Source organism: Streptomyces sp. NPDC017936, from assembly GCF_044328485.1.
Lineage (GTDB): Bacteria > Actinomycetota > Actinomycetes > Streptomycetales > Streptomycetaceae > Streptomyces.
Map to the genome: position 1 here is coordinate 1 of NZ_JBIRHK010000033.1, position 23,201 is coordinate 23,201.

Sequence of the window (23,201 nt, forward strand, 5' to 3'; positions counted from 1 at the left end):
TTCAGGCCCGTGGGCGTCAGGTTGCGCAGCGTGCCCCCGTCCGGGACCTGCCCGCCGTTCTCCGCCAGACCGTGCTCGCGCAGATCGGACAGCGCCCCGGTGTGGAGATGGCGCTCGGGCTCGGCCAGCCGTGACCGGCCGAGCCACCTCACGTCAGCGGCGCCGCCGGTCGGCCCGCAGCTCGAAGTCCCCGTAGCTGTTGTCGACCGGGTTGACCGTGACACCCGGTGCGACGATCTCGTCGATGACGTCGAGGATGTCGCAGGAGAGAGTGATGTCGGCGGCGGGCAGGAACGCCTCCAGCTGGTCCATGGTGCGCGGCCCGATGATCGCCGAGGTGACGCCGGGGTGGTTGATCACGAAGGCGACGGCCAGCTCGATCAGGGTCAGGCCGGCCTTCTCCGCCAGGACGGCGAGCTGTTCGACCGCATCGAGCTTGCGCTGGTTGGCGGGGGTGCTCATGTCGAACCGGGCCTGCGGGCGGGCGGCCGAGGCAGGACCCTCGGTGGCGTTCTTGCGGTAACGGCCCGAGAGCCAGCCACCCGAGAGCGGGCTGTAGGTCAGGCTGCCCATGCCGTGGCGGCGCACCGTGGGCAGCACGTCCTCCTCGACGCCGCGGACCAGGATCGAGTAGGGCGGCTGCTCGGTGACGAACCGCTCCAGGTTCCGCTCGCGCGAGGTCCACTGGGCCTCGACGATCTGCGAGCCGGAGTAGGACGAGGAGCCGATGTAGCGGACCTTGCCCTGGCGGACGAGATCGGTGAGAGCGCCGAGGGTCTCGGAGACGTCCGTGTCGGGGCTGGGCCGGTGGACCTGGTAGAGGTCGATGTGGTCGGTGCCGAGCCGCCGCAGGGAGTTCTCGACCGCGCGGATGATCCAGCGTCGCGAACCGCCACGCTGGTTGGGGTCGTTCTGGTCCATGGGCATGAAGAACTTGGTCGCCAGGAAGACGTCCTCGCGACGGCCCTTCAGCGCCTTGCCGACGATCTCCTCCGAGACGCCGGCGGAGTACACGTCGGCTGTGTCGACGAAGTTGACGCCCGCCTCGAGGGCGCGGTGGATGATCCGGATGGAGCCGGTCTCGTCCTCGTTGCCCCAGGGGCCGAACATCATCGCGCCCAGGCACAGCGGGCTGACCTGGACACCGGTACGGCCCAGCGGTCGGTACTGCATGGAGGGATTCTCCTCTTTCGTGCGGGGGTCAGTCCTTGCCGGAGGGCACGACCGTGCCGGTGGTCGTCCAGCTCGCGAGCAGGTTCAGGGCCTGCTGTTCCGGGGAGTCCGGCTCGGGTGTGTAGAAGTTCAGGCGCAGGCCGGGGTCGGACGGCAGGTCCATCGCCTCGTAGGGCAGGGCGAGGGTGCCGACCAGCGGGTGACGGAACCTCTTCACTCCGGACCGGTGGAACTTCACATCGTGGCGGGCCCAGCGGCGGGCGAACTCGTCGCTCTTGGCCGTCAGCTCGCCGATCAGGTCCGTCAGCGCCTTGTCGTGCGGCGCGCGGCCGGTTTCGGTGCGCAGGAAGGCGACCGCGTCGTCGGCGCCCTTGTCCCAGTCGACCCAGAAGTCTTGGGCTGCGGGGTCCAGGAACAGGAAGCGGGCGCTGTTGACCGGCCCGCGCTGCGCGAACAGCGGCGAGTCGAACAGCGGCGCGTACAGCGCCCGGCCCAGGGCGTTGGCGGCCACGGTGTCGAAGCGGGCGTTGCGCACGAAGGCAGGGACGCCGGTCATCGAGTCGAGCAGCCGCAGGATCGTGGGCCGTACCCGGGAGGACGTCGCGGTGGGCCGCCGCCCGGCGGGAGTCGACGCGCGGGCGAGGTCGTAGAGGTGGGTGCGTTCCGCCTCGTTGAGCTGCAGGGCGTGCGCGAGGGCTTCGAGGACCGAGTCCGAGGCGCCGGCGAGGTTGCCGCGCTCCAGGCGGACGTAATAGTCCACGCTCATGCCGGCCAGCAGGGCGACCTCTTCACGCCGCAGCCCCGCAACACGGCGGTTTCCGCCGTAGACCGGCAGCCCGGCCTGCTCGGGGGTGATCCTGGCCCGCCGGGTGCTGAGGAACTCCCGCACCTCGGCAGCCACGTCCTTCTTGGGGTGGTCGGTCATGCTCATTTCCTGGTGTCTTTGACTGTCGCGCCCTTGGCGGACAGCTCCCGGCGCGAGCCGTCACGCAGGAAGCTCATCTCGGGTCTCGCCCGAACGCCGGCCGGCACAGCGGCCCGGAAACGGGGGCCCGGCTGGGACCGGGCTGGTCGCGTCGGCCGCCGGGCCGGACCTGACCTCGAGCAGAGAGACACCGCGGACTCCTCTCGATCGGTTGGCTCGGTGTGCCGGCTCCTTAACGGTAGGTCGGCCTGCAGGGGCCTGCGAGGTACTGCCAGTACCTGGAAGAGCAGTGACTCCCACTGCCCCCTCAAGGCGCCGTTACCTGGGAGAAGCCACAGACGGGCGGCCCGGGATCGGACCGCACTCCCGATCGACGCGAGGAAGACCGTGCGCACAGCAGCCACCCACGACACCGGCGCCGCCCCCGCCGGGCCAGTCGCCGACTCGAGCCGTCCGGGCGGGCCGAGCGGCGCCAGGACCACCGCCCCGCGCCGCCAGGCGCGGGGTTCCTCCGGGAGCCCGGCCCGTTCGACGCTGATCCTGGCGATCATCTGCATCAGCTACTTCATGGTCATCCTGGACAACTCGATCGTGTTCACCGGGCTGCCGCAGATCCGCTTGGACATGGGCTTCTCCGAGACGGGCCTGTCGTGGATCACCAACGCCTACGTGCTGGTCTTCGGCGGACTGCTGCTCCTGGGAGCACGCGCCGGTGATCTCTTCGGCCACCGCAAGGTCTTCCTGTACTCCCTGGTGGTCTTCTCGCTGGCCTCGCTGCTGGTGGGCGCCGCCCAGAGCGCGGGGTGGCTGATCGCGGCCCGCGCGCTGCAGGGCGTCGGCGCCGCCGTTCTCGCCCCGTCCGCGCTCTCCCTGCTCACGCGCAGCTTCGCAGAGGGCCAGGCCCGCAACCGGGCCATGGCCGCCTACAGCGCCGTCGCCGGCCTCGGCGCCGCGTTCGGGCTGGTCGTCGGTGGCCTGGTCGCGGACCTGATCTCGTGGCGGGCCGGGTTCTTCCTGAACGTCCCCATCGGCATCGTGATGATGGTGCCGGCGGTGCGGTTCCTGCCCGAGACCGAACGTCGCGGCGGCCGGTTCGACGTGGCCGGGGCGCTGCTGGCCACGCTGGGCTCGACCGCGCTGGTGCTGGGCATCGTCGACGCGGCCGACCACGGCTGGACGGCACCGGCCACCTGGCTCCCCCTCGCAGCGGGCGCGGTGCTGCTGACCTCGTTCGTCGGCGTGGAGCGGCGGGCCGCGCAGCCGATCGTGCCTCTGCGTCTGTTCGCGAGCCACGAGCGGTCCGGCGCCTACGTCACCCGGATGCTCTACATGGGCGCCATGATCGGGTTCTTCTTCTTCACCACGCAGTTCGCGCAGAGCGTCTACCACTGGACGCCGCTGCAGGCCGGCCTGGCCTTCCTGCCGATGACGCTGGCCAACTTCGTCTTCGCCATCCACGTGCCCCGGCTGCTGGAAAGGTTCGGCAGGCCCCGGATACTCACCGCGGGAGTCGTGCTGACGACCGTGGGCATGGCCTGGCTGAGCCGCCTGGACCTGCACACCCCCTACCTGACCGGAGTCGCCCTGCCCATGGTGATCATCGGCGCCGGCCAGGGCCTGGCACTGGCCCCGATGACCTCCAGCGGCATCGACGGCATCGCACCCGAAGACGCAGGCGCCGGCTCGGGCCTGGTCAACACCGTCCACCAGATCGGCAGCGCACTGGCCCTGAGCATCCTGACCGCCATGACCGCCACCGCCTCCACCCAACACGCGGCCGCCGACATCGCAGCCCGCTCCGGCACCGCGCTGACGGGCTCCACCGCCCTGCTCGCCCTCGCCGTCGCCGCCGTCCTCACCCTGATCATGCCCGCCCGGGCATCCCACAAGTAAAGAACCACGTGATGCAGACCCACACCCTCAACAACAGCGCCGAGACACCCCCCCCTGGCCTCGGCATCCTCCAGACCCCACCCAACAAAACGATCACCACCGACTACAACCACCCCGGAACCGCGCTACCGACACACCCACACCACCACCGCCTACCGGTGGCTCCAGTGGACGCGACCGTCACGGATCCAGTAGTGCGACCGTCCCGGAAGTGACCAGTTACCGATCGAGGGGGTGAGGGACACGCTCTCGCCGTCGTAGGTGAGGGACCACTGGGCTGGGGAGAGCGGTGTGACGATTTCGCGGCCGCATCCGCAGCAGCACAGGTGACCGCAGGTGCGATAGGGAAGCGAGACGTACAGCATCCCTGCGTCCATTGTTGGGGGGAAGGTCTCGGTGAAGACCGGGCGCAGGGTGTCCCGTGCGGTCACGGAAGGTCCTCATTGGCGATCACGTTAGTGATCAGTGAGTACGTGGTGTGGCTCTCGTCGGTGGCGTCGGCGTAGATGCCGATGGAGCGTTTCCAGCGGATGACGGCCAGGACGGCGTTGAGCGCGTTGAGATCCGCGGTCTGGATGTCGCGTGCGTAGGCGTCGCCTTCGGGCGCCGGCTGGGGATGCGGCGGTGGCTGCGTCTCGGCGCCCCGGGAGGCTGGTGGTGACGCGCAGGAGTCCGCTGAGGCGGCCGTCGACCTCTTCGATCCCCATGCCGACATCGATGAACGGTACGTCGTGGGCTTCGAGCCAGTCGATGATCATCGGCTTGCTCGCCGCGTCGGAGGCGAGGAACACGAACGTGGCCCCGGTGAGCAGATCGGGGAGTGTCGTTGAGTTCGGCCTCGAACTCCGACAGGCCCCGGAGGAACTTGAACAGTCCGAGACCGTCACCCGCCTGCCCGCCCCACGCCGATGGATGCACCCGTCCGAATCCATGGTGCGCGGGTCGGCGGGGCCATCGGGCGGGACGATCACCGACGAGGGGCGACTTGTTGGGATCGCACCTTGCAGGGGCCTCCGGTCGCTGTCGGGGCGAGGGTGCGCACTGTCCCGTTGTTCAGGTTGTCTTTTGCTTGTCCGTGGGTTCGCGGTCGTCCCGGTCCACGACGCCGGTTTCCATGATGGCGGTGCTGTTGTAGAGGGTGGAGGGCTTGGTCCCGGCTGTGTGCGTGAGGTAGGAGCGCGAGCCGAGAAGTGTGAAACTGTTTCGGTCGAAGATCCACTCGTCTCGGGTTGCGGTGCCGGTGTCCTCGCGGGTGATTCCGATCCCGTGGCGCCCGGCAGCGTCGGTGGCGTCGGGAGTCACGCTCACGCCTGGGATCGTGGCGACGGTCTTGTACAGGGCCGCGGCATTGGCCGGCGGCATGACTGTTTCGTTCAGGAGATCGCCGATCTTCCTGAAGACGGCCTGGTCCTTCGATTCGTTTTCGAGGGGTCGAGTCTGGGCGTAGAGCAGTTTGCGCAGAGCGTCGGTGTCGGTGGGCAGCCTGGCCAGCCACTGGTAGGTGGGCCGGTCGATTCCGGCTGGGACTCCCTGCTCGGCACTGCCGTCAGGGGCGGCCGTCTCGATGGGAATCCGCTGCCCAGACATAGGAACACCCTTTCCGGACTCACGGATCACCCCGGTGCGAGTGATCGGTGCGGAGTCCTGCGACACCCAGATTTCGCGGCGGTGTGGAGCGCTGAGCTTCACCGGGCCGTCGAAGGTGCCTTCGTTGCTGCGGACCAGGCTTCGGACGTAGACGAATTGGTCGTCGCGGACCGGTTTGACGTCGACTTCCATGGACGCGGCGGCGATGCGGTCGAGTGTGAGCACTACGCCGTTCGCTGCGGCGTGCTTCGCGTCGGTCGCCTCTGCCTTGGCGCCAGGTTCCTGTTCCGTGCCGGGAAGCGTGAGGATCAGAGCGCCGGCGAGGGCCATGGCCGTGGCGGGCAGCAGGAAGACCGGACGCAGCCACCGCCGCTGAAGCGCAGGCGTCGCCGGGGTGGGGGCGGCCGTCTGCTCCTGGTCGATCTCGCGCAGCAGCACGTTCCGGTGGTGGAGGTGGCGGGTGGGCGGGAGGTCCCATTCGGGTGCGTCCGGCAACAGCCCACGCAGATGTACGGCGTCGTCGCCGGAACCGTCATGGCGGTTTGAGGCAGTCATCGGTTTTCCTCCTGTGAGCACGCGGCCGCGAATGCGGCCTGCTTCTTTACCTCTCCGCAGGGGCCGTCCGGTTCCATGTTCTTTGCACTGAGCCGATCGAGCCGTCGGCGGGCGCGCGCGAGCCGGGAGCGCACGGTGCCCAGGGGAATATCCAGTGCCTCGGCGCATTCCTGGTAGGTGAGGCCGGACCACACGCACAGGACGAGAACTTCACGGTCCTGGCTGCGCAGTCCGCTCAGGGCGCTGCGGACCACGGCCAGCCTGCGGGCGTCGTCGATCCGGCCCGCGCTCTCCTCGGCGAAGTCCGTCACCGCAGGTGGAGCCGGTTGGCGTGAGAGGAACTGGCGCTGTCGGCGCAGGCGGCGTGTGGCATTGTGCGCCTTATGAGTGGCGATCCCCAGGAGCCACGGTCTGAGCGACCCGCCCTCGGGGTTCAGGGAAGCTCGGGTCCGCCACGCGGCGAGGAACGTCTCGGACATGATGTCCTCCGCCAGCGACCAGTCCCCGGTCAGCCGCAGCCCATGGTTGTACACCGCACGCGCGTGTGCGTCGTACAGGGTGCCGAACGCATCGCGGTCCCCGGCTCTTATGCGCGCACGTAGCTCATCATCTCGATCTGTGTCTCTCACACCATGCACTCTCCGCAGCCCCGCCGGGGTTCCCGTGGCCTGCGTCACACCCCTTCCGGGCCAACACAACTCCACACCTCGCCGCCCCCGGCGTCCCGGAGATGCTGCTCGCCGGACGAGAGCGCGCATTCCTCTCCGAATACGCCCTGCCCTCCCTCAGCGCCACCCCTGACGCGTTCACCGACCAGGACATCGACGAGCTCACCCGCTCCTACACGCGACCCGACGCGTTCAAGGGTGCGGCCGGGCTCCACCGGTCGATGCTCCGCGAAGGCGAGGAAATCCGAGAACTGGCCTCCGGGCAGCTCACCATGCCCGTGCTCGCCATCGGCGGCGGGTCGGGAGACTTCACGCCGGCGACGCTACGCCAAGTCGCCAAGGACGTAAGTTCCGCATCGCTCGACGGCATCGGCCACTACGCGGCGATGGAAGCACCCGAACGGCTCGCGAACGCCCTCCTCGCTTTCTACCGGAAAATCGACAGCCCGGAACAACCCCCGGACCCAGCCCCCTGAGCTTGTTCTTCATACCCGCTGACCGCGCAGAGAAGGACACGCCCATGAACAGCGAGCCCTCCGCACCGCACCGCGCCGTCCCGGCCGCCGCGCCGCCGTCGCCACCGCCCTGGCCCTGGCCGTCGGGTTCGGCGTGTCGGCCCAGGTGTCGGCGCGGGCGTCCGTCGTCGCCCCGGCGAGGACGGCCACCGCCGCACCCCGGCCGGTGACCGGCACACAGGGCCAGGCGCTGACCCGGTTCGCCGACTTCTAAGGCGCGTACGTCGACGCCAAGGGCGACTACACCGACCCGGACGCGACGCTGGCCACGGCGCTGCGCGCGCACTACCTGACGCCCGACTTCGCCGCACGGCTCACGGCCGGGGAGAACGGCAACGGTGCCGACGGCGTCCTGCGCGCCCAGAACGTCCCGACGCGGTGGACCGTGAGCGACAACGGCGCCGTGGGCAACGGCCACGAGGTCGTGGTCACCCTGACGTTCGGCAGCGGTGGGACGACCCGGACGACCAAGCTCTTCGTGCTGCTGGAGCGGTACGACCGCATCATCGACATCGAGACGACGAGCAGCCGCTGACGCAGGACGGCGGGCGGTGGGCCTCCTCGCTCGCGGAGGAGCCCACCGCCCGGCTGGTGTGTGCGCTCGGTGTCGTCGCGCCTTTCGTCGATCAGCGGAGGCAACCCCGGACCGGGATCCTCCGTCTTGACGGACGACGAACGGGCCGCGGCCCTCTCTCCCCTCCTTCAGCAAAAGGGCTGACGGCCGCCGGACTATACACCCGACGTATACCTGATGTGTATACAGGGGGTCCGGGCCACCGAACGGAAAGGCTTCGATGTACGGCAAGGCATTCGCCCCCGAGTACCAGGGCGCCCTCACCACCCTGTCCGTCAACGCACCGCTGGCGGACGTGCTCGCGGCCGGCACCGAGCAGTTGCAGGAGGCCGTACGGGCCGGACGGACCGCCGAGGCGGCGCGCACGGGCCTGGCGGTCGCCGAAGCGCACCGGCGCCTCGGGCAGGTACGCGAGGCCGAGCGGGCCTGGAAGGCGAGTTACCGCACGGCCCGGGAGGCCGGAGACCTCGCGGGCATGGCCTGGGCGCTCTGGAGCGGCGGTACCCTGGCCCGCCAACGAGGCGCGTTCCCGCTGGCCCGCCGGCTGCTCGCACTCGCCGCCGAGCTCGGCGAGCAGGCGGGGGACGTCGTCGTCCGCGGGTACTCGCTGGCGGGTCTCGCCGAGACCGGCCGCATCCAGGGGGACTACGAGGCCGTGGGCCGGCTGCACGAGCAACTGCTCGACGAGGCCCGCAAGCGCGGGGAGGCCCGCCACACCGTCTGGGCGCTGGAGGGCATCGCCCAGATGCGGCGCAACACCGGCCAGTACGACAGCGCTCACGCGCTGTTCGCCGAGGCGGCCGAGATATCCGCCCGCGCCGACGACCGGCGCGGGCACGCCTGGGCCCTGCGCGGCCTCGCCGACGTCGTCTCCGTGCGCGACGGCGACACCGAGCGGGCCCTGTCCCTGCTGTCGCAGGCCGAGGCCACGTGCAGGGAGATGAAACTGAAGAGCGCTCTCGCCTACAACCTCAAGATGCGTGGCAACGTCCTCTACCGCGCCGGGCGCTACGCCGAGGCGCGTGACCTGTACCGGGACGCGCTGGCGGAGTTCCGTGAGATGACCGAGCCGCGCGGTGAGACGCTGGCCCGGCTCGGGCTGGCCAAGGCACTGGCCCGACTGGGCTGTGACCGCGCCGCGACGGCGGCCGAACTCGCCGAACTCGCCCGTCTGACCGAGCGGATCGGGCTGCGGCACGCCCGGGAGATGGTCGCCCGGGCCCAGGCGGAGTTCGTCCCGGACGGGGAGGTCTCCGCGTGACGGTGACGGCCGTACCGGCGGCACCGGCCCAGATCGTCGACCGGTGCGCGCGGTTGACCCGGCCGGCGTTGCGGGAGGCCGTCGGCCGACTGCACCCCTGGGTCGGTGAGATGGCCGCCTACTCCTTCGGCTGGTGCGACGTGGGCGGCGCGCCGGTCACCGCCCCCGGTGGCAAGGGCCTACGGCAGGCACTGGCCGTGCTCGGTGCGGAGATCGCCGGAGCGCCCCCGGAGACAGGGGTGCCCGCCGCCGTCGCGGTGGAACTGGTGCACACCTTCTCGCTCCTGCACGACGACATCATGGACGGCGACCCGGTGCGGCGGAGCCGTCCCGCCGTCTGGCGGGCGTACGGGACCGGCCCCGCCGTCCTCGCCGGCGACGCCCTCTTCGCGCTCGCCGTCGACACCCTCGCCACGTCCGCCGGCGGGATCGAGGGCGTACGGCTGCTGTCGGCGGCGCTGGGCGACCTGGTGCGCGGACAGGCCGACGACCTGCTGTTCGCGGGGCGCCCGTGGACCGGGCCACGCCGCGTGCGGAGCACGGAGTACCGGCACATGGCGGAGGGCAAGACCGGTTCGCTGCTGGGCTGTTCGCTGGCCCTGGGGGCGCTGATCGCCGGCGCGTCCCCCGCCGTGGTGGCCGGCCTCGACCGGGCCGGCCGGCAGGCGGGGGTCGCCTTCCAGATCGCGGACGACGTGCTGGGCACGTGGGGCGATCCCGCCGTCACCGGCAAGCCGGTGCACGGGGACCTGCGCGAGCGGAAGAAGACCCTGCCGGTGGTGTCCGCCCTGGAGAGCGACCACCCCGCCGCCCGTCGTCTCGCCGCTCTGCTCGAAGCGGACGGGGACGTGGCCAGGGCGGCGGAGCTGGCCGAGGAAGCGGGAGGACGCGCGGCGGCGCTCGCCGTGGCGCGGCGGTGCAGGGCCTCGGCACTGTCGGAGCTCGACCGGATCCGGGCTCCCGCCCGGCCGGCCCGCGACCTGCGGGCGTTGCTGGACCGTGTGGTGGTGCGCAGCCAGTGACGAGGTTCGGGGCCCGGACGGCGGTACCCCTGCCGAAAACCTCATCCGCCCTGGTGAAAGGCAGTGCGCGGGCGCGCGCGGGTGCTCGAGGGGGTGCCCTCGCGTGCCTGGTGGTTGTACCGACATGATGGTCGGTCGTGCTGCTGCGACTGGCTCACCTGACCATGACCCAAGCGTTCGCCATGGTCCGTCTGTTACCGATGAGCGACCGGGACAAGGACGCGGAGATCCTCGCCCTGCGCCATCAGATCACGGTGCTTCAGCGTCAACTCGGCAGAGGCAGGGTGCGGTTCACCCTGGGCGATCGAGCGTTCTTGGCGGCGTTGCTGCACCGGCTGCCGTCGGAGGTGCTGCGCAGGGTGAGGTTGCTGGCGCGTCCGGATACGGTGCTGCGCCGGCACCGCGATCCGGTCGCGCGCCGCCACGCTGCCGCTTCCCGGCCGAAGCGCTCGGGAAGGCCGCGGACCGTGCGCTCCATCCGGCTCTTGGTGTTGCGGCTTGCGCGGGAAAATCCTGGTTGGGGGGTATCGCCGCATCCACGGCGAACTCCTCGTTCTTGGGATCGAGGTGGCCGCCCCCACCGTCTGGGAGATCCTCCAGGAGGCTGGGATCGGCCCGGCACCGGAACGCACTTCCAGCACGTGGGCGGACTTCCTGCGCTCCCAGGCCGACACCCTGCTGGCGTGCGACTTCCTGGAGACGGTCACACTGTCCGGGGCGCGCCTGTACGTGTTCGCGGTGATCGAGCATGCCAGCCGCCGGATCCGGATCCTCGGCGCCACTGCGCACCCCACCGCATCCCAGGACGTACGGACGCCCCTGACCGGCGGTACACCCCGCCCCTGGACCGACCTGTGACACTGCCGGCCACCTCTGCCAGCGGATACGCGAACACGCCCTGGACGTGCTGGTCTGTGGCTGAGCACGGCAGCCGGCCACTCTGAGCATCGCAGTTGGCCACGGGGTAATGACGCATTTGCGTTGCTGATGCTGTCTGTGTGAAATCTAGCGTGATGACGTGTTCGGCTGCTGGGCTGAGCTCATGGGGGGGGCGGCGCGACTTTGCGGGCCGGCGCGGTGCGCCCGGTCAAGCGCTGTCGATACGGTCGAGCAGCGCCCAAGCCTCGAAGGTGCGGCGGTGGTCCGGGCCGAAGGCGGCCAGGCAGGCTTCGTGCGCGGCTCCGGCCCGTAGGCGGGCCTCGCTACCGCGGCCCAGCCCCAGCAGGGCGGTGGCCACGGCCAGCTCGACGGCGCCGGTCTCCGAGCGGCCCTGCTCCCCGGGCAGACTGCGGCGCAGCTCGTCGGCACGCTCCGCCTCGGCGAGAGCCTCCTCGTGGCGGGCCTGGCCGTTGAGGCTGCGGGCCAGGCCGAGCCGCAGAACCAGGGAGAACCGGTCCGGTACGCGATGGACGGCAAGGGCCTCGCGGGCGAGCGCCTCGGCCTGCGGGTGGCGTCCCCGCGCGTTGAGGGCGAAGATCAGTCCGTTGCGGGCGGCCGCCGCTATGAGCGGCATCTCCGGCCCCGACTGGGCGTTCGGCGACCTCGCAGGAAGCCAGTGCGACCTCGCGCTCGTCCGGCTCCACAGCGCAGACGTGGACGGCGCGGCGGCCGCCATGCGCCCCGTGCTGGATCTGCCTTCCACCCACCGCAGCAACGGGATCATCGTCTCCACGATGCACGTCCGGAGCGCCCTGACCGCCGGCCCCGCCCGGACGGCCGTCGCCGCGCGTGACCTCCGTGCGGAGATCGAGGCCTTCCCCGTCAGCCGGCCCGCGCTGCCTCGTGGGTAGAGTCCGGGGCATGCACCCGGTCACCCGTTCCAGCGCACGCCTTGCCCTGAGGGAACTCGCGGCCGCGGATGTGGATGCGGTGCTCGCCATCTACGGCAGTCCCGCAGCCACCGAACACCTGTCGTTCGAACCACGCGACCGCGAGCAGGTCGAGCAGATCGTGACCCGGTCCGTCGCAGCCGCCACAGCAACACCCCGCACGGAGTACGCCCTCGCCGTCGTCGAGCAGACGACAGCCGAGCTGGTCGGGTTCGGCCGCCTGGCCCTCGATCCTCACCAGCAGCGCGGAGCCACCATCGGCTTCGCGCTGCGTCCGCAGATGTGGGGAAGGGGCTACGGCGTGGAGACCGTGCGGCTGCTGCTCGCCCTGGGCTTTGATGACCTCGCTCTGCACCGTATCTGGGGTGCGCGGTCTCCCCTCAACGAGGCATCGGCCAAGACGATGAGCGCCGCCGGGATGGTCGAAGAGGGCCGCATCCGTGAGCATGTGCTGAAGGCGGGGAAGTGGCGGGACTCCGTCGTCCACGCGATCCTCGAGCGTGAGTTCCGGCCCGGCCCCTGAAAGCTCAAGGGACGGGCCGGCCGAGCTCAGCCTGCGTGTGTCTCCGCGCCGGTGTCCTGCCGCGACTGGCCACCGCAGCGTGGGCGGGGCCGCCGTACAGCGGGACCGCGGCGAGCGGGTCCCGGTCGCCGACGCCGTGGCGGCGGTCGTAGACGGTGTCCGCGGTGTGGGAGCCGTCGCGGAGCGTTACCTCAATGTTCGGATGCGCTCGTTGATCGGCTACTCAAGAGCTAGGTAGTCAGGTGACGGATGAACCAACTCGGGGTGTTCCACTACGTACCGATCGCCGTGGATCGACAGCATTGCCCAGTGCCACGCCTCGTCGTGAAAGATCAGCCCGCGGAACGACGCCTCAGCCGACTCGTATGGGTAATGCGCCAGGGCGGCCCCCTTCGCCTCCTCCGGCGCCAGCCCGCCGTGATGCTGCATGACCCACGCGTAGGCACGCCGTTCGGACTGCAGGTAGTCGAGATACTCAGCTTCGTTCCATGTCACGGCGTAAGGGTAGACCGGTCACCGAAGGGGGCGGCGCGTCACTGGAACAGGATCATTTTCGGAGCAGGTCGAGTCCGGCTCGTCCGTAGAGCTGCCGCTCGATCTTCTTGACGCGATTGATGACGCCCTCGATACTGCCGGAGCTCCAGTCCAGGGTGAGCCCGGCTGTCACAGCGTCAAGATCTCGGAGTGGGTGGAGCGCGAAGCCGGTGAGGCCAGGTAGCCGGCCGGCATCGACGGCGGCGATCCAGGCGGGGAGTGTGGCGCCGAGGCGGGCGGTGAGGATCTTGCCGAAGTCGCGAACATGCCCGGCGACCGTGTCCAGTTCGGGGCAGCGGGCCAGGATGTTCTTCAGTGAGCGTTTGATTCTGTTATTGGATGGTTCGTGATGAATGGTAAGGACCGGATCGAGCACTCAACGAAGCGGTTTGCCGGAAACACGGCTTCCGCAGCAATCGGCAGAGCAGTAGAGGGCGTCTGAAAAGCTGGTCAGCGGGCTGATCGTGCATGGCGCCGTACGAGGAGCATGGCCATGGTGAGGTAGATGGCGTTCTCCGAGCACACGGGCAGGTACTCGTAGTCCTTCGACAGGCGGCGGCACCGTCCCAGCCAGGCGATCGTCCGCTCTACCACCCAACGTCGTGGGACCACCGCGAAGAGGGGAGCGGCCGGAGGCGGTGTCCCTGCCTTCGCCCGGGTCGAGCGGAATCCGCCGTCACGGCGCTGCACGACCTGCACGGTGATGCCGGTGGCTTCCCGGGCCCAGGCATGGAAGTCGGCGCCGCGGTAGCCCTGGTCCGCCCACACGTGCCGAAGGCGCGGGAAGGCATCGGCTGCCCGGGAGAACAGCACCGCGGCGCCATCACGATCGCCGACGCTCGCCGGGCTCACGCAGGTGATCAGGACGGTGCCGCGGGTGTCGACGAGCAGGTGGCGCTTGATGCCGCTGACCTTCTTGCCGCCGTCGTATCCGTGCAGGCCGCCGCGTTCGCCGGCTCTCACGCTCTGACTGTCCACGATGGCTGCGCTGGGCGTGGGATCACGGCCGAGCTGCACCCGCTCGCGTTCACGCAGCGCCGTCAGCATCCGCTCCCACACGCCTTCTTGCTGCCCTCGCCGCCAGTAGTGGTAAACGGTCTGCCACGGCGGCAGGTCATGCGGCAGCAGTCTCCAGGCGCAGCCGGCCCGCAGCCAGTACGCCGACGCGTTCACAATCCCCCGCCGCGTGTGCCTCGCCGGCCGACCGCCGGGACCAGCGGACGGAGGATCTCCCCCTCGGGATCGGACAGATCCGTCGAGTAACGGGTACGCAGCCCACACACTCCAGCCCCCGAAAGTGCGCCACCACCCCGCCACCAAGCAATTTGCCCGCTGCCCAGCTTCTCAGACGCCCTCTAGACGAAGCAGCTACCGACGGTAGTTGAAGAACAAGTTGAGGGGACAGCAGGCTACCGGTCGGCGTCGACGTCCTCACGGTCCGGTGCGGTTCCGGTGCTCTCGTCGGCGCGGCGGCGGGCGTCCTCGTCGGTGCGGGCGTCGTAGCTGATGAGCCTGGGCAGCGCGGCGGCGAGCAGGCCCACCGCAGCGACGCAGGCCAGGCCGCCGGTCCAGATCGCCGGGCGGGCGCCGGTCCAGCCGGCCATCGCCCCGGCGCGGACCTGGCCGAGCTGGGGGCCGACGCTGTAGGAGAGGACCTCGATGCCGGCGAGCCGGCCGCGCAGCCGGTCGGGGATGGTCTGGTTCCAGATGGTCGAGCGGCCGAGACCGCTCAGCATGTCCCCCGCTCCCGCCAGGCCGAGGAACACCAGCACCAGCCAGACGTTCGACGTCCAGCCGGCCGCCGCCATGGCCAGGCCCCAGCCGGCGGCGCCGAACACCACCAGCAGGCCGTGCCGTTGCGTCCGGGAGACCCAGCCGCTGGTCAGGCTCAGCAGCAGCGACCCGACGGCGCCCGCCGAGTACATCAGGCCCAGCGCCCAGTCGGCGTCGAGTTCGTCGGCGAGGAAGGGGAAGATGGTGTTGGGGAAGGCGAAGAACATCGCCGCCAGGTCCACCGCGTACGTGCCCAGCAGCACCGGCCGCGACCAGGCGTACCTGGCTCCCTCGGCGATGCCGCGCAACGACGGCTTGGCGGCGTGCTCGACGGGCGGCACGGGTGAGAGCCGGCGGCACATCAGGACCGACGCGAAGAAGCAGAGCACGGTGGTGGCGTAGGCGGGGACGTTGCCCGCGTACGCCACCACGAGGCCGGCCAGCGCCGGTCCGCCGATCGCGCCCGCCTGCCAGCGCAGGGCGTTCAGCGCGGCCGCGGCGGCGAGCTGCTCGTGCGGGACGATCCGGGCCAGCAGCGAGTCCAGGGCGGGGCGCTGGAGCCCAGCGAGCGCCGCCACTCCGGCCGCCACCACGTACAGCGGCCACAGCATGGGGTGCGGCAACAGCGCGTTCAGCAGCAGGACGACGGCCAGCAGCCCCAGTCCCGCCTCGGTGAGCACGATGACCTTGCGCCGGTCGACCGCGTCCGCGAGTGCCCCGCCGTACAGGCCGAAGACCACCAGCGGCACCAGTTCGACGGCGCCCATCGCGCCCACCGCGAGCGGTGAGCCGGTCAGTTCCTTGATCTGGAGCGGCAGCGCGATCAGCGCCATCACACTGCCGAGGTAGGTGACCAGGCCCTGCACCCACAGGAGGCGGAAGTCGCGGGAGGAGCGCCAGGGCGTGAGGTCGGGGAACACGGCGGCGAGTTTGGCGTGCATGGTCAGCGGTTCCCGGCCGACTCCGACACGAGGGCAGCTTCCGTGTCCCCGGTCGTCGTGTGATGGCGTCCGATCGGCAGGACGAGGGGCTTGCCCGAGACCGGGTCCTCGATGACGCGGCTGTCCATGCCGTAGACGGCCCGGACCGTGTCCTCGGTCATCACCTCTTCGGGCGTTCCGGCGGCGTGTAGCCGTCCGGCGGCCAGGGCAACGAGCCGGTCCGCGTAGCGGGCGGCCAGGTTGAGGTCGTGCAGGACCATGACGATCGTGGTGCCGCGGGTCCGGTTCAGGTCGGTCAGCAGGTCGAGGACCTCGATCTGGTGGCTGATGTCGAGGAATGTGGTGGGCTCGTCGAGCAACAGCAGGTCGGTCTGCTGGGCCAGCGCCATCGCGATCCACACGCGCTGGCGTTGGCCGCCGGAGAGTTCGTCGACCGCCCGGTCCACCAGTTCCGTCGTGTGGGTGGCCTCCAGCGCGGCGGCAACCGCGGCGTCGTCCTGGGCCGTCCAGCGGGAGAAGGCCCGCTGGTGGGGGTGGCGGCCCCGGCCGACCAGGTCGAGGACGGTGATGCCCTCGGGGGTGACCGGTGACTGCGGCAACAGCCCGAGGGTGCGGGCGAGTTCCTTGGCCGGGGTGCGGTGAACCTCCTCGCCGTTCAGGACGACCCGGCCGGTGCGCGGGACGAGCAGCCGGGACATCGAGCGCAGCAGCGTCGACTTGCCGCAGGCGTTGGCGCCGACGATCACCGTGATGCGCCCGGCCGCGAGGGTCAGGTCCAGGCCCTCGATGACGGCGCGGTCGCCGTAGCCGAGTGTGAGGTCCTCGGTGGCGAGGGTGTGGGACGTGGTCACAGTGAGCCTCCGGCCCGGTTGGTGCGGACGATCAGGTAGACGAGGTAGGGGGCGCCGAGGACGCCGGTGACGACGCCCACGGGATAGCGGGTGTCGAAGGCGTACTGGCCGGTGAAGTCGGCGACCAAGACGAGCAGGGAGCCGACCAGGCCGGCTGGCACCAGCAAGGAGCCGCCGGTTCCGGTGAGCCGGGCGGCGATCGGCCCGGAGAGGAACGCGACGAAGGCGATCGGTCCGGCCGCCGCTGTGGCGAACGCGATCAGCCCGACGGCGGCGACGATCACGGTGACGCGGGTGCGTTCGACACGAACACCGAGCGCGGAGGCCGTGTCGTCGCCCAGGCTCAGCGCGCTCAGGTTGCGGCCCTCGAACAGCAGCACCGGGCCGAGCGCCAGCACGGCCAGGACGGTGGGCGCGGTCTCCTCCCAGGTGGTGCCGTTGAGGCTGCCGGTGAGCCAGCGCATCGCCGCCTGGAGGTCCCACTCACCGGCCCGGGACAGGACGTAGGAGGTGACGCTGTCGAGCAGGGCGGCGATGCCGATGCCGATCAGGATGAGCCGGGTGCCGGCGACCCCGTCGCGGAACGCCAGGACGTACACCAGCAGCGCCACCCCAAGCGCGGCGGCGATCGCCAGCGCGGACACCTGGGTATCGCTCAGCGAGAAGGTGACGATGGCGATGGCCGCCGCCGCGCTCGCCCCCGCGCTGATGCCGATGATGTCGGGGCTGGCGAGCGGGTTGCGGAGCATCGTCTGGAAGGTGACGCCGGCCACGCCGAAGCTGAATCCAGCGGTCAGGGCGAGCACCGCGCGCGGCAGCCGTAGCGTGCCGACGGTGAAGGAGGCGCCCGGCACCTGCTCGCCCATGATCACGCGCAGCACGTCGGAGGCCGGGTAGAAGGTGTGCCCGGCCATGAGCGTGGTGGCGAACGCGGCGCCGACGAGGACCAGCAGGGCGCAGACGATCAGCCGTCGCCGGTACGCGCGGCGGACCCGCGTGCGGGTGACCGCGCGCAGTGTGGGCGGGGCGGTAACGACGGGGGCGTTCACAGCGATCTGACCTTCTGCCGGCGGACGATGTGGATGAAGAAGGGGGCGCCGACGAACGCGGTCACGATGCCCACCTCGATCTCGGACGGCCGGGCCACGACCCGCCCCACCACATCAGCGACCGTGAGCAAGACGGCGCCGCTCAGCGCGGAGAACGGCAGCAGCCAGCGGTGGTCCACGCCCACCAGCAGTCGGCAGGCGTGCGGTACGACGAGTCCGACGAAGGCGATCGGGCCGGCAACGGCGGTGGACGCGCCGCACAGCACGACCGCGCCGAGCGCGGCGCCGGCCCGCACGAGGGCCACCCGCTCGCCAAGTCCGGCGGCCAGCTCGTCGCCCAGGGCGAGGGAGTTGAGGGCGCGGGCGGAAGCCAGGCAGACGACGAAGCCAACGGCGAGGAACGGCAGGACACTGCCGAGCTGTGCGTGGGTGGCGCCGCCGACGCCGCCGATCTGCCACAGTCGGAAGGTGTCGGAGACGTCGTTGCGCGGCAGGACGACGGCACTGACCAATGAGGCGAGCGCGGCCGAGATGGCTGCCCCGGCGAGGGCCAGCTTCAGCGGGGTGGCACCGCCCCGGCCCAGCGAGCCGACGGCGTACACGAACCCTGCCGTCACGGCCGCTCCGGTCATCGCCGCCCAGATGTATCCGGACACCGACGCCAGGCCGAAGTGGGCGATGCCGGTGACCACGGCGAGCGAGGCGCCCATGTTGACGCCGAGGATGCCGGGGTCGGCCAGCGGGTTACGGGTGACGCCCTGCATGACCGCGCCGGACAGGCCCAGGGCGGCGCCCACGGCGACGGCAAGGAGGGTGCGCGGTACGCGGTTGGCGACCGCTGCCTCCTCCAAGGTGGCCTCCGCTCCGCCGAGCGCCGCCCAGACGTCGGCCCAGGCGACGTCGCGGGAGCCGAAGGCGAGGGAGGCCGTCATGGCGGCGAGCAGGACCGCGGCGACGACGAGGAGCCAGGTGACGCGCACGCGCGCCGGACGCCGCAGCGGGGCGGTGTCCGGCGCGGGCGGGGTCTCGGTGACGGTCATGCTGCCTTGTCCGCGGCCTCGGCGAGCGCCTTCACGTAGTCCTCCAGAACGTACGGGATGGACAGCGGGGTCGGGTTGGCGGCGGTGGCCAGCGGGGTGCTGCCGGGCAGCAGGTAGACGGAGTCCCGCTCGACGGCGGCCAGCTTGGAGGTGAGCGGGTCCTTCTTGAGTGCCTTCAGCAGCTCGCCCTTGTCGTCCCCGTAGCCGGTGATGATGTCGACGTCGTTGAAGTCGTCGATGTGCTCGGCGCTCTTGGTGAGGACGAACTTCTTCGTCGCCCCGGACGGTCCGGAGACGCTGGCGGGGATCTTCAGACCGAGGTCGGTGAAGAACTGCGTGCGGGTGTCGTGGGTGGTGTAGAAACCGACCTGGCTGACGTTCTTGGACGACACGTGCGTCATGAACATCGCCGTCTTCCCCTTGAGCTGGGGGTACTTCGCGGCGGTCTTCTCGATCTGCCTCTCGAGGTCGGCGATCAGTTCGTCGCCCTCGTCGGCCAGTCCGATGGCCTTGCTGTTGAGGCGGATGATGTCGCGCCACGGGGTCGCCCAGGCGGCCTCGGGGTAGGCCACGACGGGGGCGATCTGGCTGAGGGTCTCGTAGTCCTGCTCCGTCAATCCGGAGTACGAGGCGAGGATGACGTCGGGCTTGGTGTCGGCGACAGCCTCGAAGTCGATGCCGTCGGTCTCGTCGAACAACACCGGGGTCTTGGCGTTCAGTTCCTTGAGCCGCTTCTCGACCCAGGGCAGCACGCCGTCGCCGTCGTCGTCGCCGAAGTCGGCCCTGGCCATGCCTACGGGAACGACGCCGAGGGCGAGCGGCACCTCGTCGTTGGCCCAGTTCACGGTGGCGACGCGCTGGGGCTTGGAGGGAATCTCGGTGGCCCCGAGCGCGTGCTTGATCGTCACGGGGAATTGGCCGGCGCCGTCGGCACCGGCGGAGCTGCTGTCGTCCTTGTCTGCGGACCCGCCGCCGCAGGCGGTGAGTCCGAACAGGAGAGCCGCCGCGAGGGCGAGCGCACGGAGGCGTGGGGTTCTCATCGACCCGGTTTCACTTTCGGTCGGGGGTGCCGGGACTCGCACGTCCGGACCGCGGACTGTGGGTCGTGGAGCAGGGCACCGGACTTGCTACGGCAGGTTAGGTAAGGCTTGCCTGCACAGAGTATGAAGCGAAGGCGCGCTGATCAATCGAGCCTTTTCGACAGCCCTTATAGCGATCGGGACATGCGGGCAGGTGGCTCCGGCGCGGGGGAGGCGTCCGCACCGACGTCCTCAGCGCGCCCGGAACCTGCCGGGCGTCATGCCGGTCGTCCGCCGGAAGGCCGCGCCGAAGGCGCTCGCCGAGCGGTAACCGACCGCGTCGGCCACCACGTCGACCTCATGTCCAAGGGAGAGGAGCTGCACGGCGTGCTGGGCCCGGACCGAGGCGACCCAGCGGGCGAAACTCGTGCCCGTCTCGGCACGGAAGGCGCGGGTCAGCGTGCGCGCGCTGCAGCCGAGGGCGGCGGCCCAGCCCGCCAGTGTCCGCTGGTCCGCCGGGTCGGCCCGGACCCCGTCCACGATCGGCCGCAGCAACGAGGACGTGGGCAGCTGCACCAGCAGCGCCCGGGGCGACGGCCGCAGGACGTCGAGCACCATCGCCTCGGTCACGGCCCGGGAGCTCGGCGGCAGTTCCGCCTCCTCGAGCCGCTCCAGGAGCAGCTGGAGCAGCGGGGTGATCTCCACGGCCACCGGCACGTCGGGCAGCGCCGACTCCGTGCCGTGCCGGAAGAAGTGGGCGCGGTAGGAGGTACCCGCGACCGCGGAGGCGGAGTGCAGCTGCCCGGCCGGCATCCACAGTCCCAGTGTCGGTGTGATGCACCACACCTGGGAACCGACCACGGCGGTGGACGTGCCGTGCTCGTTCCAGAGGAGCTCGTGCCACGGGTGCGAGTGCTCGTTCCACGCGGTGTCGGCGTCGACGACCTCCTCATACCCCTGAATCACGAAGGGCACGTCCACCTCGCCGGCGGCGAGCGTCGGCAGGTCCCTGGTGACACGCATGCGCCCAGGCTAACCGGAGCCGGATCTCCACGGCCGCGCGTCCCGCCTCGGACCAGCCCTGGACCGCGGCCCCGGAGGGAGGCGGATCTACTCCGGCCGCCAGGGCGAGCGGTCCGCTACCGACCGCGACGTCCGGCGCTGACGGAGCACCGATCTCCCGGCGGCCTCCGCCACCCTCCGGACGTGGACCCTCGCCCACCGGCCCCGACGACCGGGCAGCCTGCCCGGGCCGGCCGCAACGGGCTCAGGGCGCCAACCGGGCGAGCGCGGCCGCGGTGAGGGCGGTGACGCCGATGTCCAGGGCGGGCTGGAGCACGGAGGGGAAGCGAGGGCTGTGGTTGACCGGGACGTCTCGGGCGACGGTGCCCTTCCTCAGGGCGTCCTCATACAAGGCGGTGCCGCCGATGCACCAGTAGGCGTACGGAACGCTGAACGCCACGGGGACCTCGCTCATATCCTCGCTCGCCGTCTGCGATCGGCCGTGCGCACGCCCCGCCCAAAACAGGCGAAGGCACAAGGCACCGTGTCGATGGCGTCCCGGTCGTCGGCGGTGGACGGGAACGAGGACAGGTGCTCAAGCTTTGGTCCCCGGGGCGCGCCAGCAGCCTGTACCTCCGCCGCCTCAGTGACAAGGCGTGCAGCGCTACGGCACCGCGAGATATCGAGCGTCCCGGGAATGCGTTCCAGGACAACAGTATTATGGCAGGTCACAGTATGTTTTTCGGTGCTGTCACGTTGGCTGTCCGGGTGGGATGATCTTCGGGTTGGTCATGGTGGAGGGGGACCGCCCGTGGACAGTGCGCCGTCGTACAGGGGGCACCGGTATCCGGTCGAGGTGATCTCGCACTGCGTGTGGCTGTACTTCCGCTTCCCGCTCAGTTTCCGGGAGGTCGAGGAGCTGATGCTGAAGCGCGGCATGATCGTCTCGTACGAGACCGTTCGGCGCTGGTGCCTGAAGTTCGGTCAGCAGTACGCCGACGGCCTGCGCCGCCGGCAGCCTCAGCCCGGCGACAAGTGGCTCTACCTTCCTGAACGGGTTGGTCCTCCCGTTCGTAAGGTGAGGACACCCAGGGGAGCTGGGTGTGGCTGACAAGTGGCTGCCGTTCGTGGCTTCAGATGCTGGGCCGCCCGGCTCCCCACGACGACTCGGCCGCCGATTGGGAAGTGCGAACAAGTCGCTGTGTAGAGCAATGCCGGCGAGGTCGTCCGTGGTACGCGGGGCAAGTACGACCGAATGGAGCGCGATGAGCCGGATGTGGGCGGGGATCGACTGCGGCAAGACCCACCACCACCGCCTGGTCCTGGACAGCGAGGGCGACCCGCTGCTGTCGCGTCGGGTGGCCGACGACGAGCCTGAGCTGTTGAAGCTGATCGGTGATGTCCTAGACCTCGCCGACGGCGGTAAGACGACCTGGGCGCTGGACATGACCGGCGGCGAGCCCGGCCTGCTGATCGCCCTGCTGGTCAACCATGGTCAGGAACTCGTCTACATCCCCGGTATAGCGGTCAACCGGGCCACCGACAGCTACCGCGGTCAGGGCAAGACGGACGCCCGTGACGCCCGCGTGATCGCCGACCAGGCCCGGATGTGCCGCGATCTCCAGCGGATCCGCCCCAGCGACGAAGCCACGCTCGAGCTGCGGCTGCTGACCGACCACCGCGTCGATCTGGTCGCCGACCGCACCCGCACCACCAACCGGCTCAAGGCCCTGGTGAACAGCATGCTTCCGGCTCTGGAACGGGCCCTCGACCTGGGTAACGTCGGCCCGCTGGTGCTGCTGACCGGATACCAGGCACCGGCAACGATCCGCCGCGCGGGCAGCCGGCGGCTGACCACTTGGCTGCGCAACCGCAAGGTCTGCAACGCTGCTGCCCTCGCCGAGAAGGTGGTTGAGGCGGCCGAGCGTCAGCACACCGCCGTGGTGGGCGAGGAAGCCATCGCGAAGATGGTGCACACCCTCGCCAAGGAGGTGATGACCCTCAACGAGAAGATCACCGAGACGGACAAGCTCATCGAAGGCCGGTTGCGCGAACACGAACTGGCCGACGTGATCCCGTCCATGCCCGGCATCGGCGCGATCCTCGGCGCCGAGTTCCTCGTCGCCGTCGGCGGCAGCCTGGACGCCTTCCCCACGGCCGACCGGCTCGCGGCCTTCGCCGGCGTGTTCCCCGCCCCACGCGACTCCGGCCAGGTCAGCGGTAACGACCATCGACCGACGAGATACCACCGTCGTCTGCAGCGCGTCTTTTACATCTCCGCGCTGGTCAGCGTCCAACGAGACCCCAACTCGCGGAAGTTTTACGACCGCAAGCGCGCCGAGGGGAAGCGCCATGTCCAAGCCGTCCTCGCGCTCGCACGCCGTCGCGTCAACGTCCTACGGGCCCTAATCCGTGACCGAAGGTGCTACCAGGTCACACCCTCAGTGACAGCGATGGCTTGACTTCA

At 70.5% G+C, this 23,201-nt stretch carries 25 protein-coding genes and 2 pseudogenes; 10 read left to right on the top strand and 17 right to left on the bottom strand.

From position 1 onward, the window contains the following. Nucleotides 1–153: 153 nt before the first annotated feature. Complete coding sequence (locus ACH4F6_RS39250) at nt 154–1,173, bottom strand: aldo/keto reductase (protein ID WP_397965441.1); 1,020 nt, start codon at nt 1,171–1,173, stop codon at nt 154–156. 28 nt (nt 1,174–1,201) lie between these two features. Further along, nucleotides 1,202–2,098 (bottom strand): helix-turn-helix transcriptional regulator, encoded by an 897-nt coding sequence (locus ACH4F6_RS39255; RefSeq protein WP_397965442.1) that lies wholly within the window; start codon nt 2,096–2,098, stop codon nt 1,202–1,204. 387 nt (nt 2,099–2,485) lie between these two features. Between ACH4F6_RS39255 and ACH4F6_RS39260 the strand changes: the two genes are divergently transcribed. Then, nucleotides 2,486–3,991, top strand: a complete 1,506-nt coding sequence (locus tag ACH4F6_RS39260; RefSeq protein ID WP_397965444.1) for an MFS transporter — start codon at nt 2,486–2,488, stop codon at nt 3,989–3,991. A 152-nt stretch (nt 3,992–4,143) separates the two neighbouring features. Here ACH4F6_RS39260 and ACH4F6_RS39265 read toward each other — a convergent pair whose 3' ends face one another. The 4 genes from ACH4F6_RS39265 to ACH4F6_RS39280 form a co-directional block, all read right to left on the bottom strand. Beyond that, nucleotides 4,144–4,368 carry a DUF6527 family protein gene (locus ACH4F6_RS39265; RefSeq protein ID WP_397965445.1) on the bottom strand — a complete coding sequence of 75 codons (225 nt, stop codon included), beginning with the start codon at nt 4,366–4,368 and terminating at the stop codon, nt 4,144–4,146. 50 nt (nt 4,369–4,418) lie between these two features. After that, on the bottom strand, nt 4,419–4,706 hold the full coding sequence (locus ACH4F6_RS39270) for a hypothetical protein (protein WP_397965446.1): 288 nt from the start codon (nt 4,704–4,706) through the stop codon (nt 4,419–4,421). 338 nt (nt 4,707–5,044) lie between these two features. Next, the gene (locus tag ACH4F6_RS39275; RefSeq protein ID WP_397965448.1) at nt 5,045–6,133 is read right to left on the bottom strand and encodes a CU044_5270 family protein; all 1,089 of its coding nucleotides are present in this window, start codon (nt 6,131–6,133) and stop codon (nt 5,045–5,047) included. After that, nucleotides 6,130–6,762 carry an RNA polymerase sigma factor gene (locus ACH4F6_RS39280; RefSeq protein ID WP_397965449.1) on the bottom strand — a complete coding sequence of 211 codons (633 nt, stop codon included), beginning with the start codon at nt 6,760–6,762 and terminating at the stop codon, nt 6,130–6,132. The genes ACH4F6_RS39275 and ACH4F6_RS39280 overlap by 4 nt, the downstream gene beginning before the upstream one ends. Nucleotides 6,763–6,863: 101 nt before the next feature. Here ACH4F6_RS39280 and ACH4F6_RS39285 point away from each other — a divergent pair, with 101 nt between their 5' ends. The 5 genes and pseudogenes from ACH4F6_RS39285 to ACH4F6_RS39305 form a co-directional block, all read left to right on the top strand. Beyond that, nucleotides 6,864–7,277, top strand: coding sequence for an alpha/beta fold hydrolase (locus ACH4F6_RS39285; RefSeq protein ID WP_397965450.1), 414 nt, complete (start codon nt 6,864–6,866; stop codon nt 7,275–7,277). 424 nt (nt 7,278–7,701) lie between these two features. After that, nucleotides 7,702–7,851, top strand: coding sequence for a hypothetical protein (locus ACH4F6_RS39290; protein WP_397965451.1), 150 nt, complete (start codon nt 7,702–7,704; stop codon nt 7,849–7,851). 259 nt (nt 7,852–8,110) lie between these two features. Beyond that, nucleotides 8,111–9,151, top strand: coding sequence for a tetratricopeptide repeat protein (locus ACH4F6_RS39295; protein WP_397965453.1), 1,041 nt, complete (start codon nt 8,111–8,113; stop codon nt 9,149–9,151). 2 nt (nt 9,152–9,153) lie between these two features. Continuing rightward, complete coding sequence (locus ACH4F6_RS39300; protein WP_397965482.1) at nt 9,154–10,173, top strand: polyprenyl synthetase family protein; 1,020 nt, start codon at nt 9,154–9,156, stop codon at nt 10,171–10,173. Between the two features lie 137 nt (nt 10,174–10,310). Next, nucleotides 10,311–10,974: pseudogene (locus ACH4F6_RS39305) on the top strand (integrase); the annotation flags it as partial. A 286-nt stretch (nt 10,975–11,260) separates the two neighbouring features. Here ACH4F6_RS39305 and ACH4F6_RS39310 read toward each other — a convergent pair. Beyond that, nucleotides 11,261–11,686: a hypothetical protein gene (locus ACH4F6_RS39310; RefSeq protein WP_397965454.1), complete on the bottom strand. Its 426-nt coding sequence runs from the start codon at nt 11,684–11,686 to the stop codon at nt 11,261–11,263. Here ACH4F6_RS39310 and ACH4F6_RS39315 point away from each other — a divergent pair. Both ACH4F6_RS39315 and ACH4F6_RS39320 read left to right on the top strand, forming a co-directional pair. After that, nucleotides 11,676–11,963, top strand: a complete 288-nt coding sequence (locus ACH4F6_RS39315; RefSeq protein ID WP_397965455.1) for a hypothetical protein — start codon at nt 11,676–11,678, stop codon at nt 11,961–11,963. The genes ACH4F6_RS39310 and ACH4F6_RS39315 overlap by 11 nt on opposite strands. A gap of 10 nt (nt 11,964–11,973) precedes the next feature. After that, entirely contained in the window at nt 11,974–12,525 is a 552-nt protein-coding gene (locus ACH4F6_RS39320; RefSeq protein WP_397965456.1) for a GNAT family N-acetyltransferase, read from the top strand. 219 nt (nt 12,526–12,744) lie between these two features. Here the strand turns inward: ACH4F6_RS39320 and ACH4F6_RS39325 are convergent, their stop codons facing one another. The 10 genes from ACH4F6_RS39325 to ACH4F6_RS39370 form a co-directional block, all read right to left on the bottom strand. Next, entirely contained in the window at nt 12,745–13,020 is a 276-nt protein-coding gene (locus tag ACH4F6_RS39325; RefSeq protein WP_397965458.1) for a hypothetical protein, read from the bottom strand. 52 nt (nt 13,021–13,072) lie between these two features. Continuing rightward, nucleotides 13,073–13,435 (bottom strand): hypothetical protein, encoded by a 363-nt coding sequence (locus ACH4F6_RS39330; protein WP_397965459.1) that lies wholly within the window; start codon nt 13,433–13,435, stop codon nt 13,073–13,075. Between the two features lie 74 nt (nt 13,436–13,509). Beyond that, entirely contained in the window at nt 13,510–14,376 is an 867-nt protein-coding gene (locus ACH4F6_RS39335; RefSeq protein WP_397965461.1) for an IS5 family transposase, read from the bottom strand. Nucleotides 14,377–14,468: 92 nt separating this feature from the next. After that, nucleotides 14,469–15,773, bottom strand: coding sequence for an MFS transporter (locus ACH4F6_RS39340; protein ID WP_397965463.1), 1,305 nt, complete (start codon nt 15,771–15,773; stop codon nt 14,469–14,471). A gap of 2 nt (nt 15,774–15,775) precedes the next feature. After that, nucleotides 15,776–16,624 (bottom strand): ABC transporter ATP-binding protein, encoded by an 849-nt coding sequence (locus ACH4F6_RS39345; RefSeq protein WP_397965464.1) that lies wholly within the window; start codon nt 16,622–16,624, stop codon nt 15,776–15,778. Continuing rightward, nucleotides 16,621–17,673 (bottom strand): FecCD family ABC transporter permease, encoded by a 1,053-nt coding sequence (locus ACH4F6_RS39350; RefSeq protein WP_397965465.1) that lies wholly within the window; start codon nt 17,671–17,673, stop codon nt 16,621–16,623. Before ACH4F6_RS39350 ends, ACH4F6_RS39345 begins: the two co-directional genes overlap by 4 nt. Then, nucleotides 17,670–18,713 carry a FecCD family ABC transporter permease gene (locus tag ACH4F6_RS39355; protein ID WP_397965466.1) on the bottom strand — a complete coding sequence of 348 codons (1,044 nt, stop codon included), beginning with the start codon at nt 18,711–18,713 and terminating at the stop codon, nt 17,670–17,672. Before ACH4F6_RS39355 ends, ACH4F6_RS39350 begins: the two co-directional genes overlap by 4 nt. Then, nucleotides 18,710–19,753: an iron-siderophore ABC transporter substrate-binding protein gene (locus ACH4F6_RS39360; protein ID WP_397965467.1), complete on the bottom strand. Its 1,044-nt coding sequence runs from the start codon at nt 19,751–19,753 to the stop codon at nt 18,710–18,712. The genes ACH4F6_RS39355 and ACH4F6_RS39360 overlap by 4 nt, the downstream gene beginning before the upstream one ends. 231 nt (nt 19,754–19,984) lie before the next feature. After that, nucleotides 19,985–20,755 (bottom strand): AraC family transcriptional regulator, encoded by a 771-nt coding sequence (locus ACH4F6_RS39365; protein ID WP_397965468.1) that lies wholly within the window; start codon nt 20,753–20,755, stop codon nt 19,985–19,987. A gap of 244 nt (nt 20,756–20,999) precedes the next feature. Beyond that, the gene (locus ACH4F6_RS39370) at nt 21,000–21,209 is read right to left on the bottom strand and encodes a hypothetical protein (RefSeq protein WP_397965470.1); all 210 of its coding nucleotides are present in this window, start codon (nt 21,207–21,209) and stop codon (nt 21,000–21,002) included. 336 nt (nt 21,210–21,545) lie between these two features. On the opposite strand from ACH4F6_RS39370, the pseudogene ACH4F6_RS39375 reads away from it, so the two are divergent. Next, nucleotides 21,546–21,773: pseudogene (locus ACH4F6_RS39375) on the top strand (IS6 family transposase); the annotation flags it as partial. Between the two features lie 226 nt (nt 21,774–21,999). Next, nucleotides 22,000–23,196, top strand: coding sequence for an IS110 family transposase (locus tag ACH4F6_RS39380; RefSeq protein WP_397965472.1), 1,197 nt, complete (start codon nt 22,000–22,002; stop codon nt 23,194–23,196). Nucleotides 23,197–23,201: the final 5 nt, after the last annotated feature.